Origin of the sequence: Ensifer sp. Root142 (genome assembly GCF_001426785.1) — a bacterium.
GTDB classification, from domain to species: Bacteria; Pseudomonadota; Alphaproteobacteria; order Rhizobiales; family Rhizobiaceae; genus Ensifer; species Ensifer canadensis.
Window position 1 is genome coordinate 239,364 of the sequence record NZ_LMFK01000001.1, and the last position, 13,176, is coordinate 252,539.

The 13,176-nt window shown below is 63.9% G+C and carries 15 protein-coding genes; 6 read left to right on the forward strand and 9 right to left on the reverse strand.

The features are described from left to right. Nucleotides 1–428: 428 nt before the first annotated feature. Nucleotides 429–1,274, reverse strand: coding sequence for an aldo/keto reductase (locus ASD52_RS01040; RefSeq protein WP_025427651.1), 846 nt, complete (start codon nucleotides 1,272–1,274; stop codon nucleotides 429–431). A 277-nt stretch (nucleotides 1,275–1,551) separates the two neighbouring features. Here ASD52_RS01040 and ASD52_RS01045 point away from each other — a divergent pair, with 277 nt between their 5' ends. Continuing rightward, nucleotides 1,552–2,145 (forward strand): LysE family translocator, encoded by a 594-nt coding sequence (locus ASD52_RS01045; protein WP_025427650.1) that lies wholly within the window; start codon nucleotides 1,552–1,554, stop codon nucleotides 2,143–2,145. Here the strand turns inward: ASD52_RS01045 and ASD52_RS01050 are convergent. From ASD52_RS01050 to ASD52_RS01060, 3 genes are all read right to left on the reverse strand, one after another. Further along, complete coding sequence (locus ASD52_RS01050; RefSeq protein WP_057211149.1) at nucleotides 2,137–2,616, reverse strand: DUF2269 domain-containing protein; 480 nt, start codon at nucleotides 2,614–2,616, stop codon at nucleotides 2,137–2,139. The two genes, ASD52_RS01045 and ASD52_RS01050, sit on opposite strands and share 9 nt — an antisense overlap. Continuing rightward, nucleotides 2,616–3,899, reverse strand: a complete 1,284-nt coding sequence (locus tag ASD52_RS01055; protein WP_025427648.1) for an SDR family oxidoreductase — start codon at nucleotides 3,897–3,899, stop codon at nucleotides 2,616–2,618. The genes ASD52_RS01050 and ASD52_RS01055 overlap by 1 nt, the downstream gene beginning before the upstream one ends. A gap of 188 nt (nucleotides 3,900–4,087) precedes the next feature. Beyond that, a complete protein-coding gene (locus ASD52_RS01060; protein WP_057222704.1) occupies nucleotides 4,088–5,101 on the reverse strand; it encodes a hypothetical protein in 1,014 nt (337 codons plus the stop codon). Between the two features lie 346 nt (nucleotides 5,102–5,447). On the opposite strand from ASD52_RS01060, the gene nthA reads away from it, so the two are divergent. The 3 genes from nthA to ASD52_RS01075 are packed head-to-tail and all read left to right on the forward strand — an operon-like array spanning nucleotide 5,448 to nucleotide 7,106. After that, nucleotides 5,448–6,092: a nitrile hydratase subunit alpha gene (gene nthA / locus ASD52_RS01065; RefSeq protein ID WP_025427646.1), complete on the forward strand. Its 645-nt coding sequence runs from the start codon at nucleotides 5,448–5,450 to the stop codon at nucleotides 6,090–6,092. Next, nucleotides 6,089–6,748 carry a nitrile hydratase subunit beta gene (nthB, locus tag ASD52_RS01070; RefSeq protein WP_025427645.1) on the forward strand — a complete coding sequence of 220 codons (660 nt, stop codon included), beginning with the start codon at nucleotides 6,089–6,091 and terminating at the stop codon, nucleotides 6,746–6,748. The genes nthA and nthB overlap by 4 nt, the downstream gene beginning before the upstream one ends. Further along, nucleotides 6,735–7,106, forward strand: coding sequence for a nitrile hydratase accessory protein (locus ASD52_RS01075; RefSeq protein WP_057222705.1), 372 nt, complete (start codon nucleotides 6,735–6,737; stop codon nucleotides 7,104–7,106). The genes nthB and ASD52_RS01075 overlap by 14 nt, the downstream gene beginning before the upstream one ends. A gap of 348 nt (nucleotides 7,107–7,454) precedes the next feature. Here ASD52_RS01075 and ASD52_RS01080 read toward each other — a convergent pair whose 3' ends face one another. The 4 genes from ASD52_RS01080 to ASD52_RS01095 all read right to left on the reverse strand — a co-directional run bounded on the left by ASD52_RS01080 (nucleotide 7,455) and on the right by ASD52_RS01095 (nucleotide 10,418). Next, the gene (locus ASD52_RS01080; RefSeq protein ID WP_025427643.1) at nucleotides 7,455–8,282 is read right to left on the reverse strand and encodes an anti-sigma factor; all 828 of its coding nucleotides are present in this window, start codon (nucleotides 8,280–8,282) and stop codon (nucleotides 7,455–7,457) included. After that, complete coding sequence (locus tag ASD52_RS01085) at nucleotides 8,279–8,806, reverse strand: RNA polymerase sigma factor (RefSeq protein WP_225906325.1); 528 nt, start codon at nucleotides 8,804–8,806, stop codon at nucleotides 8,279–8,281. The genes ASD52_RS01080 and ASD52_RS01085 overlap by 4 nt, the downstream gene beginning before the upstream one ends. Nucleotides 8,807–8,816: 10 nt before the next feature. After that, the gene (locus ASD52_RS01090) at nucleotides 8,817–9,188 is read right to left on the reverse strand and encodes a hypothetical protein (protein WP_057222706.1); all 372 of its coding nucleotides are present in this window, start codon (nucleotides 9,186–9,188) and stop codon (nucleotides 8,817–8,819) included. Between the two features lie 141 nt (nucleotides 9,189–9,329). Beyond that, nucleotides 9,330–10,418, reverse strand: a complete 1,089-nt coding sequence (locus tag ASD52_RS01095; protein ID WP_057211151.1) for an AbrB family transcriptional regulator — start codon at nucleotides 10,416–10,418, stop codon at nucleotides 9,330–9,332. Nucleotides 10,419–10,823: 405 nt separating this feature from the next. On the opposite strand from ASD52_RS01095, the gene ASD52_RS01100 reads away from it, so the two are divergent. Further along, nucleotides 10,824–11,951 (forward strand): ATP-dependent RecD-like DNA helicase, encoded by a 1,128-nt coding sequence (locus ASD52_RS01100; RefSeq protein WP_025427639.1) that lies wholly within the window; start codon nucleotides 10,824–10,826, stop codon nucleotides 11,949–11,951. 39 nt (nucleotides 11,952–11,990) lie between these two features. Beyond that, complete coding sequence (locus tag ASD52_RS01105) at nucleotides 11,991–12,350, forward strand: VOC family protein (RefSeq protein ID WP_025427638.1); 360 nt, start codon at nucleotides 11,991–11,993, stop codon at nucleotides 12,348–12,350. An 80-nt stretch (nucleotides 12,351–12,430) separates the two neighbouring features. On the opposite strand, the gene ASD52_RS01110 is transcribed toward ASD52_RS01105, so the two are convergent. After that, nucleotides 12,431–13,105 carry an MnmC family methyltransferase gene (locus ASD52_RS01110; protein WP_025427637.1) on the reverse strand — a complete coding sequence of 225 codons (675 nt, stop codon included), beginning with the start codon at nucleotides 13,103–13,105 and terminating at the stop codon, nucleotides 12,431–12,433. Between the last annotated feature and the right edge of the window lie 71 nt (nucleotides 13,106–13,176).

Here is a 13,176-nt window from a genome sequence, read left to right on the forward strand (position 1 = left end):
GGAGAAGGTGGCCGGCGGGCCGGATGAGGGGCGGGCGGAACGCTGTGCAAGTCGCCAGGAAACTTCGACAGGCCAGGCAGTTGGCTAATCCCGTAAACAGCCTACACGCGATAGGGGCACGCCATTCTCCCGCATTCCGGCCCACTGCATGTATCCTAAGGATACATGCAGCAATTCAAAGTGCTACAGCGACCTTTGCGCGCCTAATAAGACGCGCGGCGCTGTAGTGCCGGAATCCAGCGACTCGACGTCCGTCGGGTCAAAAGACCTTTCAGCCCAAAGACTTGGGCTGGCTGGATTCCTGTGACAAGCACAGGAATGACGGGGGGTTTGGCCGGTCCCCAGCGTCTCCACGACCCGTCATCATGAGAGCTGAACCTGCCAATTTCTGCCGGAAAGATCCGAGTGGGGCCTTAAACGGTCGGCCCTCAAATCATCTCCAACGACCTTTTGCGCTTCGGTGGCGGGAAGGCGTTGTCGAGGGTCGCGAGGTTTTCCGGGGTCAGGTGGATGTCCATCGCGTCGCGGTTTTCGCGGGCGCGTTCCGCCGAGCCAGTCTTGGGGATCGAGATCACGCCGGGGCGGGTTTTCAGGAAGGCGAGTGCGATCTGCGCCGGCGTTGCCTGGTGCGCCTTGGCGATGTGGACGAGATCCGCGTTGCGCAAGAGCCGGCCCTCGTCGAGCGGCGAATAGGCCATGACGGCGACACCGCGCTTCTGGCACCAGGGCAGGAGATCATATTCGATGCCGCGCCTTGAGAGATTGTAGAGAACCTGGTTGGCGGCGACGTTCTTGCCGCCGGGAACCGCCAACAACTCCTCCATGTCGTCGACATCGAAGTTGGAAACGCCCCAGGCGCCGATCTTGCCGGCCTTCTTCAGGGCTTCGAACGCCGCCACCGTCTCGGCGAGCGGATAGCCGCCGCGCCAGTGCAGCAGGTAGAGATCGATATGGTCGATGCCGAGATGCTTCAGGCTGCGCTCGCAGGCGGCCTCGGTGCCGATCCGGCTGGCATTGGAGGGCAGCACCTTGCTGACGATGAAGGCTTCGTCGCGCCGGCCTTTGACCGCCTCGCCGACGACGCGCTCCGAGGCGCCGTTGCCGTACATTTCGGCGGTGTCGATCAGCGTCATGCCGAGGTCGAGGCCGGCCTGCAGGCTCTTCACTTCCTCTGCGGCGCGCGAGCGCTCGTCGCCCATGCGCCAGGTGCCCTGGCCGAGAACCGGAACGGAGCGTCCATCGATGAGCGTGGTGGTCGGGATCGGATCGTGCATTCGGCTTTCCCCTTGGTCGGACGTGGACGGGATTAAGCGTTGGGCGGGTCCCAGCGTTTCGTATGTCGCAATCTAGCGCAATCGGCGGGTCTTTCGAGGTGCCTTTTCTCGGCGCGCAGGCGCGTTGCTGGTCGCGATATCTCGGGCGCGGAACTCGACCCAACTCCCGTTCCGTCCTATCAGGCCGGTGGTCGCCCGATGTTGTCACCGTGACAATTCCGGGCTGGTTGCCAGGATTAGGTCAATTATGTTGACCTAATCCTGGTGGAGGAAGATAATGCAGGCCGATACGCTCCTGGCGTTGTTTCTGTTCGCGCTCACGACGTCGATTACGCCGGGCCCGAACAATATGATGCTCTTTGCCTCGGGCGTGAACTTCGGCTTCGTGCGCACCATCCCGCATATGCTGGGGATCGGTGCCGGTTTCTTCTCGCTGCTGATCGCCGTCGGTCTCGGCCTGGGCGCGCTTCTCCACGCCGTACCGTTGCTCTACACCACCCTGAAGTTTGCCGGCGGTGCCTATCTCGTCTGGATCGCCTGGAAGATCGGCACCTCGCGCTCGCTCGGCGAAGGCAAGGCCGGCGCCGTGCCGATGACCTTCCTGCAGGCGGCGGCCTTCCAATGGGTCAATCCCAAGGCCTGGGTCATGGCAGTCTCGGCAATGGCGACCTATACCGGCGGCGAAAGCTACATCGCCAGCGTGCTTGCCGTCGGCCTGGTCTTTGCCCTCGTCAACGTACCGAGCGTCTCCACCTGGGCCGGTTTCGGCTCGGCCCTGCGCCAATGGCTGTCGGAGCCCGCACGGCTCAAATGGTTCAACATCACCATGGCGGTGCTGCTCGTCGTCAGCCTGTGGCCGATGCTAAAATAGCTGGAACTGCGGCTTTGCCAGCATCAGCCAGAAAATGCCGACAACGGCAAAGAAGGCCGGGAAGCCGCAGGCAAACCAGATGGCATAGAGCCGATCGAAGGCCGGCGGCAGCGGCGTGTTCTCCGCCGCAGCAAGCTGCGCCAGATTGCGCAGCCGGATCTGGATCCAGACCACGGGAAGCCAGAACAGGCCGGTGACGACATAGAGGATCAGCGACAGCGCGATCCACCCTTCCGCAAGCGACCAGCCAATGCTTGTCGCCAGCAGATATCCGGTGATCGGCTGAAACACCACGGCTGTGGCGGTGAAGACCGTATCTGCGACCACGACTGTGCCGGCGACATGGGCGATCAGCCGCGCATCGCGCGTGCGGCTCGCCATCAGCATGAAGAAGGCGATGCCGGCGCCGGTACCGAAGAGCACGGTGGCGCCGATGACATGGGTGAGGCGCAGGAGGTCGTCCGGAAACATCAGCGTTCATCCCGAATGGCGAGGGTGGCAAGCGTCAACAGGATCGACGGCAGAACCTTGACGAGCGGCCCGAGCGGATCGGTCCAGAGTTCGGGCTCCGCCAGGGTTGCGGAGGCGAGATAGGCGGCGGTCAGCGCCAGCATTCCCAAGAGCGCCTGTTTCGCCCACGGGCGGACGAGCACCGCGGCTCCGAGCACGATATCGGCAAGGCAGGTCAACAGCGTCAACGCCGTTGCCGGGCCTTCGGCCAGGAACCGCAGGAAATGCTGTCTCGCCGCATCGATGGCAAAGAGCGGGACCAGCCCCGAAAGCAACCAGAAGGCCGACAGCCCGACGATCAACAGTGGTTTCAAAAGATAAAGCCGGGCAAACCAGAGATCCTGCACGCCGGATGGCACAGCCGAAAGGCTTTGGCGGGCCGACAGAAACGGCACCGGGGCGTGAGCGTCATCCTCGGCTGAGACGCCGCCGGCCATCACCGAAAGCGCAGTCGAGCGCAGTGGCGAGCGCCAGCCGAGCCGTCCGGCGATATCGGCAAGGAGCCCGACGGGTGCGGCGAGCGGGGCCGGCAGCGAAACGATCCTAGCTGGCGATAGGCCAAGCCATTGGCGGTGCAGCGCGACGAGCTCGGCAAGGGGTGGCCGCTCTGGGTGGCCGAGCACGAGGTCGCTTCGTTCGGGCAGGAGACCTGCGACGGCGGCGCTGACCGCCTCGGTGACATCGCTAAGGGCAACTGTTTCGACGCGGCTTTGCGCGTGGACGAGCGGGATCGCGAAGGGCAGGGCGGCAAGCGCCCTGAGCAGGGCCGAGCCGCCATGGGCATTGCGGCCGAGCACCAGCGCCGGCCGCAGAATGACATGCGACACGCCGCTTTCCGCAAGCGCCGTGTCGGCGCGGAACTTGGTGGCGAGAAAGGCGAGGTCAGTGCCGGCATCGCCGCGCGGCGCCGAGATCTGCACGATGCGCATCGGCGGTTTGTTTTTGGCAGCGGTATAGAGCGCCAGCATCGCCGCTTCCTGGGTTGCAGCGACATGATCGGCCAGGCCATCCTGCAGCGCGCCGGCGCAGTTGACGACCACGTCATGCGTCTCGACCAGCGGCAGCCAGTCGCCGGCCTTGCGCATCTCAGCAAGGTCGGCGGCAATCCATGACGCTCCCGGCCGTTTCAGCCGGGCGCGGGCGACATTGCGACCAAGGCCGGTCACCCCATGTCCGTCGCTTGTCAGTCGATCGAGGAGGGCCGAGCCGATGAAGCCGGTGGCGCCGAGAATCAGAATTTTCATGACGTCAGTTTACAGAGCTGCCAGCGAAAATTGGCGGGTAAAAATGATCGAGCAGCGAAGGTGGATTGGACGACTTCGCGCCTCGGATGGAGCCGGCATCATGCAACAGCAGAGGCTGCTGCGGGCACCAGGGCAAGCCTGCGATTGCTAGGTCAACAACCGACGCGGCAGGGGGCAGGGCGAACCTATCACAAGAACTGGTCGATAATGGACAAGACAGCGAGCAGCAGCATTGGCGGAATGACTATGGCAAGCCGGAATGCCCATTTTGAAGGCAATCGTGGCCTATCGACCGGATTGTCTTTCCGCAACGGTCGAATGAGTTTTTCCCTGACGAACGCGGGGGATAGGAGGTCGCCGAAGGACACCCCTATGGTCTCATCGATTGCCGCTCGAATGTGATTGCGCTCGGCCTCGCTCAGTTCAAGCCGGGTGAGTTTCTCGTCAAGCAGGATCGGTAACGGGACGCCTTCGGTGATGACGGCGAGGGCGGGGTAGGCATGTCCGGCGAAGGGGGTTGTCGGCAGCGCGCGGTCGTCGCTCGTCGGCCGGAGGTACAGTGGGCGCTGGCCTGGCTTCATCCGGGTATAGGCTGTCTTTATAGTACCGCGCGCAAAGGGAACGCTCGGGGCGTAGCGCAGGATTTGGCTGCCGCTCAGATCGACGATGATGGGCTTCAGCAAATACCGCCGGCCGGCGGCGCGGCGGGCAAGGAGAATGGGGATGGCGTTGCTCAGCATGACCAGGCTGAACAGCACAAGGCCGGCTCCGAGGATGAGCCGCTGCGCCGTCGTGCGAATGACGCTGCGATAATCATGGGTGAGGCTGACATGCTCGGGGCTGTCGCCGGCGATTGTGATGTTGCCGTGCCGGCAAAGGCCGGGTTGACCGACCGAACGGGTGTTCAAGATTTGCTCGTGGGGCTGACCATCGTGCTGAAAGCGAACCTGCGTGCTGCAGAGCTGGGGTTCGCCGCTGCCAGGCAGGCAATCGACCGAGCAAATCTCTGCGCCGCTGACGAGAACGGGGTTCCGGCTGATGGCGTAATCACGCCTGATCTCGTCGATCGGGAGCCGGAGCAGGCCCACCGCCAATGGCAACGGCAAAAGTGCCAGGAAGAGGAAAAAGAAGCCGAGGGAAAAGACGGGCGCAACGACGCGGATAGCACGGGACGGGAAAGCACTTTCGGTTGGTGTCGTCATGCGCTGCCAGTTCCCCCAATGCTCCGTCCTCCGCCTTCCGCCCACAAGGCGTCGTGGCGTCGAATCACCCCGCTTGCTAAGACCTTAGCGCAACTTCAGACTTGTGACGGAGGTGGTGTGCAATCGTGCCTTCGCCGTTTCCTGATGATTGCTTGCAATCAAACGGGCCGTTTTGACAGCGATGGCAAACCGCGTCGAACCGGACTTGTTACGGTGACAATTCCGGTCCACGGCCGCTGGTAAAATCGATTTCGAAATCGGCGTTTATTCGCTACGACTATTGCCTCAGGGAGGCAGCGGCGCCATCTGCGCAGCCGCGAGGCGCCGTGCTGCGAGGAGCCAGGCAATGTCCGAACACCATCATGGTCACGATCACCATGATCACGACCATCACCACGACAACCATTTCACCGATATGGAGGCGCGGGTAAAGGCGTTGGAAACGGTGTTGACGGAGAAGGGCCTGATCGATCCGGCGGCGATCGATGCCATCGTCGAGACCTACGAGACCAAGATCGGCCCGCGAAACGGCGCCCGCGTCGTTGCCAAGGCCTGGACCGACGCCGAATTTGCCGACTGGCTGAAGGGCGACGCAACGGCGGCGATCGCCAGCCTCGGCTATACCGGCCGGCAGGGCGAGCACATGCGCGCCGTGTTCAATACGGCCGACACCCACAACCTCGTCGTCTGCACGCTCTGCTCCTGTTATCCCTGGTCGGTGCTCGGCCTGCCGCCGGTCTGGTACAAGGCGCCGCCCTATCGCTCGCGCGCGGTCATCGATCCGCGCGGGGTGCTGGCGGAATTCGGGCTGATGCTCCCCGAGGACAGGCGCATTCGCGTCTGGGATTCGACGGCGGAGCTGCGTTATCTCGTCGTGCCGGAGCGGCCGGTGGGGACAGAGGGGCTCCGCGAGGAAGAGCTTGCCGATTTGGTGACCCGCGATTCCATGATCGGTACCGGGCTTGCGCTTGTCACCGAGGCGCTGCGATGAACGGGCCGCACGATCTCGGCGGGCAGCATGGAATGGGTCCGGTCGCGCCCGAGACCAACGAACCCTATTTTCACGCCGAATGGGAAAAACGGGCGCTCGGCGTGACGCTTTCCTGCGGCGCCTTCGGCGCCTGGACCATCGACGAGAGCCGGCATGCGCGTGAAAACCTGCCGCCTGCCACCTATCTCTCGGCGAGCTATTACGAGATCTGGACGCGGGCGCTGGAGACGCTGCTGAAGCGCCACGGTTTCGTGACCCAGGCCGAACTCGACGGCGGCCAAATGCTCGAGAAAGGAGCCGAGCCCAAGCGCGTGCTGAAGGCCGACATGGTGCCGGCGGTGCTTGCCAAGGGCGGCTCTTGCGACCGGCTGGTCGAAACGCGCCCGCGCTTCGTCGTCGGCGAACAGGTGCGCACCAAAAATTTCAACCCGACGACCCATACGCGGCTGCCGCGCTATGCCCGCGCCAAGCTCGGCACGATCGAGGCGGTGCAGGGTTCCTTCGTCTTTCCCGATGATAACGCCCATGGCCGCGGCGAGAGCGCGCAGTGGCTCTATACAGTGGTGTTTGACGGGGCTGAGATCTGGGGCGAGGGCGCCGACCCGACATTGACGGTGTCGATCGATGCCTGGGAGAGCTACCTTGAGCACCTGTAAGACGACATCGCCGCTTGCCGCCTCCGCCGGGCTGCCGAAATCGCCCGAGGGCGATCCCGTCTTCGCCGAGCTGTGGCAGGCGTCTGCCTTTGCCATGACGGTGAGACTGCACGAAAAGGGCGTCTTTTCCTGGAACGAATGGGCCGAGGCGCTTTCCGCCGAACTCTACAAGCCCGGCCGCAAGGCGGATGCCAGCGACTATTTCGATTGCTGGGTGGCGGCGCTGTCGCGGCTCGTCACCGAGCTTTCGATCACCTCCAGCGGGCAGCTGGAAACCTTGACGAAGAGCTGGCAGCGCGCGGCCGAGGCGACGCCGCATGGGCATCCGATCCTGATCGAGAACGACCCGCTGCGGTAGCGGTCTGTCATATCTCATGGGACGCGAGCGGGTTTGCCCCTCACCCTAGCCCTCTCCCCGCGGGCGGGGAGAGGGGACGTGGACGACAATAGCGTTGCCACCTGGCATCTGTCGTTGACGAGCACCTCGGCAGCGAATGGCTGACGTGGAGTGGCCGCGAGCCACAAGTTTCCTTCTCCCCGCGTGCGGGGAGAAGGTGGCCGGCAGGCCGGATGAGGGGCCATCTCCACGGAACATCACGTAACGTGAATCGATGCTTCGAAAACTGAGCCAACGTTATGATATGGCGACGGTTTTAACCTCGAAACGCTTTCAGTTGCGGCAGCGCTGCAGTCGTCTCTGACGCCGTCAACTCTTGGCGGCTGCCGGCTTCTCGAACTGGCGGTAGCATTCGTCGGCGACCTGTTGCAGAAGCGTACGCGGCACTTCGCCGGTGACGGCATAGCCGATCGGTCCGTCGATCCAGTAGAAGGTTTCGACGCCGCCGCTGCTGTCGATGCGGAAGCTGGTTTCGCGGTTGTCCGGGTTGCGGCCGAGAAGCACGGTCAACCGCTGGCCGCTCGGGTCTTCATACATGAACAGCGCGCCCGCCTTGCCGTTGACCGGTAGCAGCCTGCCGCCGACGAGCGAAAAGCCGAGTTTCGACAGATCGGGAATGTTGAGCGGATGATCGAGCCGCTTGCCGAGCCAGGTGGCAAGGTGGGTCTGCTGGTCCGGCCCGACCTCGACGGCGTGGCGCACCTCGCTTGCATAGATGAGAAACGCTGACTGCGCCTGCCGCGGCAAGCTCTCAGTCACCAGGGCAACCTGTTCTGAACGTTCGGGGGCGAGGACATGCGGGGCATAAAGTCCGCTGAGGGCGCCGGCGCCAAAGAGCAGGAGACCGGCGGCGATGCGGCCGCCAAGGCGCAAAGTCCAGCGATCGCGCGAAGCGACGGCCGCGCCCCGGCTGCTCGTACCTGCGAGCAACGCCCGGTCGCGCTCGTCACTGCGGGCATAGGTCGAAAACATGGCGCGGAGTTCGGTTGCCTGGCCCTGCCACTGGCGGACCTCCTCGGCGCGCGCGGGGTTGCGCTCGAGCCATTGCTCGACCCGCGCCCGGTCCGCCTCGCTCAGGAAGCCGTCGACATAGGCGTTGAGGTCGTCTTCGGAGACGGTGTTCAATTCGTCCGTCATTTCGGTCTCCGCATGCTGATCACGTTGTCGTCCTTCATCGCTTCGGCAAGCTGGTGACGCGCCCGCGACAGGCGGGACATCACCGTGCCGATCGGAATGGCCAACATGTCGGCCACATCCTGGTATCGGTATCCCTCAATCACCACGAGCATCAGCACCGAGCGGTTTTCCGCCGAAAGGCCGTTCAGCGCCCGTTCCAGCCGCGAGCGTTCGAGCGGATCGCTCTCTTGGGTTTCCGCCTGGAGGCCGAGGTTGTCGTCGAGCTCGACCTGCGGGTGCAGCGCGGTGTGCCGGTGCCGGTTGCGGCTGAGATTGGTCATGATGGTGAAGGCCCAGGCACGCAGGTTGACTCCGCGCCACTGGGCGCGGCGCGCCAGAACCTTCTCGACACAATCCTGCAGCAGATCTTCACCATCAGGATCCGAGCGCACAAGGCTGCGCGAATAGCGCCGGAGCGCCGGCATCAGCGCCAGCACATCCTCCTCGAACCGGTCGGATGCGGGGCTTTTCGCCCCCGCATCCATATTCACGCCATCACGGCTTGACGACATCCCATTCGCCCTTCAAGCCATCCCCGGTAATGTCACCCATCTTCTTGTCCTTGATAAAGAAATACAGCGGCATACCGTCCTTGGCCCACTGCTTGGCTCCATCCTTGCGTTCGACGACCGTGTAGGCTCCTTCCGCCATGGCATCGCCTTCGACCGTGAAGGGCGGCCAGTTCTTCGCGCAGGCGTCATAGCAACTGGAAACGCCGCCATGGTCGTCCTTGTAGGTGTAAAGCGTCATGCCGTTGGCGGCGGCGAGCACATTGCCCTTTGCCGTTTCGACCGTCTTGACCGGAGGTGCCGCAAAGGCGGCGCCGGCGACAAGGGAAATGGCAATAGCGAGCGGTAACGTTCTCATGGGAGCTTTCCTTCCTCAACTTGAATCTAGCGGAGTGCGCAGGCGCGCGGATCCTGACATGAGACACGAGGAGGGCGGGGATTATTCCCGGAATTGTTGCATCGTCGCACTTTTTTCAAGTGCCGGCGAGCCGCACCGCTTTCAGGCGCGGTTGGCGACGAAGCGGGCGAGCGCGGGGCCGATCATGGTGATGATCATGAGACGGGCGGACTGCAGCGCCATGACGAAGGAGAGGTCGACATTGCTCGAAGCGGCGATGACCGCGATCGAATCGAGCCCGCCCGGGCTGGTGGCGAGATAGGCCGTCAGCGGGTCGATGTCGGCGACCTTGATGAGCAGCAGGGCAAGCAGGCCGGAAAACGAGATCAAGACGACGATTGAGATCACCGTCGGCACCAGTGCGCGGCGCGCGTGGGCAAGGATCGAGCGGGTGAAGCCAAGGCCGATGTTCCAGCCGAGCAGGGCGTAACAGAGCGCCAGCAGCCATTGCGGCAGCTCGGTGGTCATGACGCCGCTGACATTGAGCACGGCGCCGACGAGGAACGGCAGCAGGAAGGCGCCGGCCGGCACGCGCAGCATCCGGCCGGCAAAGGCCGCGCCGAGCCCGACGGCAAGCGTTGCCAGGAACGGCAGGATCGAGACAGGCTCGAACCAGACGATTGCGGTTTCGGCCTCCGCGCCGGTCACCCAGAGATGGGCGACCATCGTCGCGGTGCTGGCGACGAAGATGACGCGCAGATACTGCATGAAGGCGACGAGGCGCGCATCGGCGCCATAGGCATCCGCCATCAAGAGCATGGTGGAGGCGGCACCCGCCGACGAGCCCCAGATCGCCGTCGTGCCCGGCAGGATGCGCATGCGGGTGATCACCCAGCCGCAGAGCGTGCTGACGGCGATGACGGAGAGAATGACGCCGAGGAACAGCGGCCAGTTGCCGGAAAAGGTGCCGAGCATGCCGGGCGTCATCGCGCCGGCGATCATCATTGCAAGAATGAATTGCACGCAGAAGTACACCTGCTTGGGCAGGCGGATGGTGCCGCCGTTCATGCCGAAGAGCACGGCCGCGAGCATCGGCCCCATCAACAGCCCGGCGGGAATGCCGACCAATTCGAGGACTGTCGCAAAGATCACGGAGACGAGCGTGAGAAGCAGCCATTGCAGCGTCGGCGCAAGGCGGCCGATGCCGACAGGGTCCGAAGACGAGGGCGTGGCGGGCTGGTCGGGCTTCAAGGGCATTCTCCGGCATTGCCTCAGGCGGTTGACGTGTTCGTGCCCGCCTGATCCGTTTGTCGGGGCTGGCCCATGCAGGGATCGGTTCGCCGCCGCGCAACCGCTCGTTAGCAGCATTGCGCGCAGGCATTCAAGCGGCAGGCTGGCCACAGGGCCAGAAAGTGCCACAGCGGATAGGGCGGGCGGCCGAAACGACTGGATGGGGGTGCCGTCATGTGACACGCCTGCGCCATTGCGGCGCGGCGCTGGGCAGCCCGGCGCGCGGCAGATCGATGATAGCTCCTTGATCTGGTGCGGGATTTCGCGATGGAGGTCGTTGCAAACGCGGGTGCCGGGCGTCCGGCAGGATACGACGACCCGAAATCCGGGCTTGCTTGTGCACCCCGAATCCTGACACTTCGGATCATGCAATTTGCTCCGCAACAGGACGAGGCCCTCAAGGCCGTTTCACAATGGCTGAAAGAGGGCCGCTCGCAGCTCTTTCGGCTGTTCGGTTATGCCGGCACCGGCAAGACGACGCTTGCGCGCCATTTCGCCGAGCATGTGGATGGCGACGTGCTGTTTGCCGCCTTTACCGGCAAGGCCGCCCAGGTGCTGCGCTCCAAGGGTGCCAGCAACGCCAAGACCATTCACTCGTTGATCTACCGGCCGCGCGGCGAGGAGGAGGTTTCCGACGAGGAGACCGGCAAGACCTCGATCGCGCCGATGTTTTCCATCAACCGGCAAAGCCCGGTCGCAAAGGCGGCGCTGATCATCGTCGACGAATGTTCGATGGTCGACGAGGCGCTCGGCAAGGACCTGATGAGCTTCGGCACGCCGATCCTGGTTCTCGGCGACCCCGGCCAGTTGCCGCCGGTCACCGGCGGCGGCTATTTCACCAATCAGGATCCGGACTATCTGCTGACCGACATTCACCGCCAGGCCCGCGACAACCCGATCATCCGGCTGGCGATGCAGGTGCGCGAAGGCAACGAGATCATGCATGGCGACTACGGCACCACCCAGGTGATCGGCCGCGGGCAGGTCAACCAGGAGCTGGTGCTGGAGGCCGACCAGGTGCTGGTCGGCACCAACAAGACCCGGCGGCGCTACAACCAGCGGCTTCGCGAGCTCAAGGGCTTTACCAGCGAATATCCGCAATCCGGCGACAAGCTGGTCTGCCTGCGCAACGACCCGGCCAAGGGCCTGCTCAACGGCTCGCTCTGGCAGGTCATGAGCTCGTCGAAGGAAACGGTGAAGCCCGGCATCAACCTGATGATCCGCCCTGAGGACGACGACATGGATCGCGGTGCCGCCAAGATCAAGCTGCTGAAGGCAGCCTTCGAAGAGGTCGAGGGCGAAATTCCTTGGTCGACCCGCAAGCGCTACGACGAATTCGACTTCGGCTACGCGCTGACGGTGCACAAGGCGCAGGGCTCGCAGTGGAACAATGTCGTGCTGTTCGACGAGAGCTGGGCGTTTCGCGATACCCGCGAGCGCTGGCTTTATACCGCGATCACCCGTGCGGCCGAGCGCCTGACGATCGTTCGCTGAGGACGGGCAGGCCTAAGTCTTCGATCGAGGGAGATTTCAGTGCCGATCAACAGGATCATCATTTACGCCCAAGACGTCGAGGCGACCGTCCGCTTCTACGAGAAGCACTTCGGCTTTCAAGCATGCGACGAGGCGGGCGACCGGATCATCGAGCTGATCTGCGGGGAAGGCGGGGCCAACCTGATGATCCACCCGGCGGCCAAGGGACAGCGGCGCGGCCAGTCGCTGGTCAAGCTGGTATTCGACGTGAGAGACGTCGAAGCCTTCTGCGAGCGCTGCGCTGCCGAAGGGCTGGTGTTTGGGGCCATCCATCAGGCCGATGGCTATGTCTTCGCCAACGCGAAGGACCCGTGCGACGATCCGATCTCGGTCTCAAGCCGCGCTTTTCGCAACGGGTGACTGTCGAATAGCGCGGCGTTTTTCTTGGCTCCGTCGCGCCGCGGCCGGATCTGAAGCGCGCGCCCTCTTTCTGCTCTTTGCTAGCGCTTGGTCGCCATCCACAGGACATGGCGGGCACCACCACGCTTGCCGTTGGCGCGCACATTCACCTCGTCGGTGGCAAAGCCGACTTCGCGCAAGCGGCGCGTAAAGGCGCTGTCCGGCGCCGATGACCAGACGGCAAGCACGCCGTTTGGGCGCAGGGCAGCCTTGGCCGCGCGAAGGCCGGTGTGGTTGTAGAGGCTGTCGTTGGAGGCGCGCGTCAAGCCATCCGGACCATTGTCGACATCGAGCAGGATGGCATCGTAAGCGGCGGTCTTCGATCGGATCAGCGCGCCGACATCGCCGACATGGATGTCGACGCGTGGATCGTCGAGCGTGCCTTGGTGGAGATCCGCCATCGGTCCGCGCGCCCACTCGACGACAGCTGGCACGAGCTCTGCGACCACCACCCTGGCATCATCAGGCAGCGCGCCCAATGCGGCCCGCAAGGTAAACCCCATGCCGAGGCCGCCGATCAGCATGCGGGCATTCTTCCGGCAGGCAATCCGCTCACAGCTCAGCGTCGCCAGCGCCTCTTCCGATCCGCTCAGCCGGCTGTTCATCAATTCCGTCGAGCCGAGCATGATGGAAAATTCGCTGCCGCGGCTCTTCAGGCGCAACTCGTCGCCATCACCGGGAATGGTTGCGCGGTCTAGCAGGATCCAGGGAAGCATCGGGGTCGTCTCTCATTGCATCGTTCAAGCGCCTCGTAACATGAGCGTGGCGCTGAAGACATCACATTGTC

What these genes read in the sequence shown, in the direction of transcription:
- ASD52_RS01045 (WP_025427650.1), top strand. Translation starts at nt 1,552, where the DNA reads ATGCAGGCCGATACGCTCCTGGCGTTGTTTCTGTTCGCGCTCACGACG.
- ASD52_RS01100 (WP_025427639.1), top strand. Translation starts at nt 10,824, where the DNA reads ATGCAATTTGCTCCGCAACAGGACGAGGCCCTCAAGGCCGTTTCACAA.
- ASD52_RS01050 (WP_057211149.1), bottom strand. Translation starts at nt 2,616, where the DNA reads ATGTTTCCGGACGACCTCCTGCGCCTCACCCATGTCATCGGCGCCACC.
- nthB (WP_025427645.1), top strand. Translation starts at nt 6,089, where the DNA reads ATGAACGGGCCGCACGATCTCGGCGGGCAGCATGGAATGGGTCCGGTC.
- ASD52_RS01055 (WP_025427648.1), bottom strand. Translation starts at nt 3,899, where the DNA reads ATGAAAATTCTGATTCTCGGCGCCACCGGCTTCATCGGCTCGGCCCTC.
- ASD52_RS01090 (WP_057222706.1), bottom strand. Translation starts at nt 9,188, where the DNA reads ATGAGAACGTTACCGCTCGCTATTGCCATTTCCCTTGTCGCCGGCGCC.
- ASD52_RS01060 (WP_057222704.1), bottom strand. Translation starts at nt 5,101, where the DNA reads ATGACGACACCAACCGAAAGTGCTTTCCCGTCCCGTGCTATCCGCGTC.
- ASD52_RS01110 (WP_025427637.1), bottom strand. Translation starts at nt 13,105, where the DNA reads ATGCTTCCCTGGATCCTGCTAGACCGCGCAACCATTCCCGGTGATGGC.
- ASD52_RS01080 (WP_025427643.1), bottom strand. Translation starts at nt 8,282, where the DNA reads ATGACGGACGAATTGAACACCGTCTCCGAAGACGACCTCAACGCCTAT.
- nthA (WP_025427646.1), top strand. Translation starts at nt 5,448, where the DNA reads ATGTCCGAACACCATCATGGTCACGATCACCATGATCACGACCATCAC.
- ASD52_RS01040 (WP_025427651.1), bottom strand. Translation starts at nt 1,274, where the DNA reads ATGCACGATCCGATCCCGACCACCACGCTCATCGATGGACGCTCCGTT.
- ASD52_RS01085 (WP_225906325.1), bottom strand. Translation starts at nt 8,806, where the DNA reads ATGGATGCGGGGGCGAAAAGCCCCGCATCCGACCGGTTCGAGGAGGAT.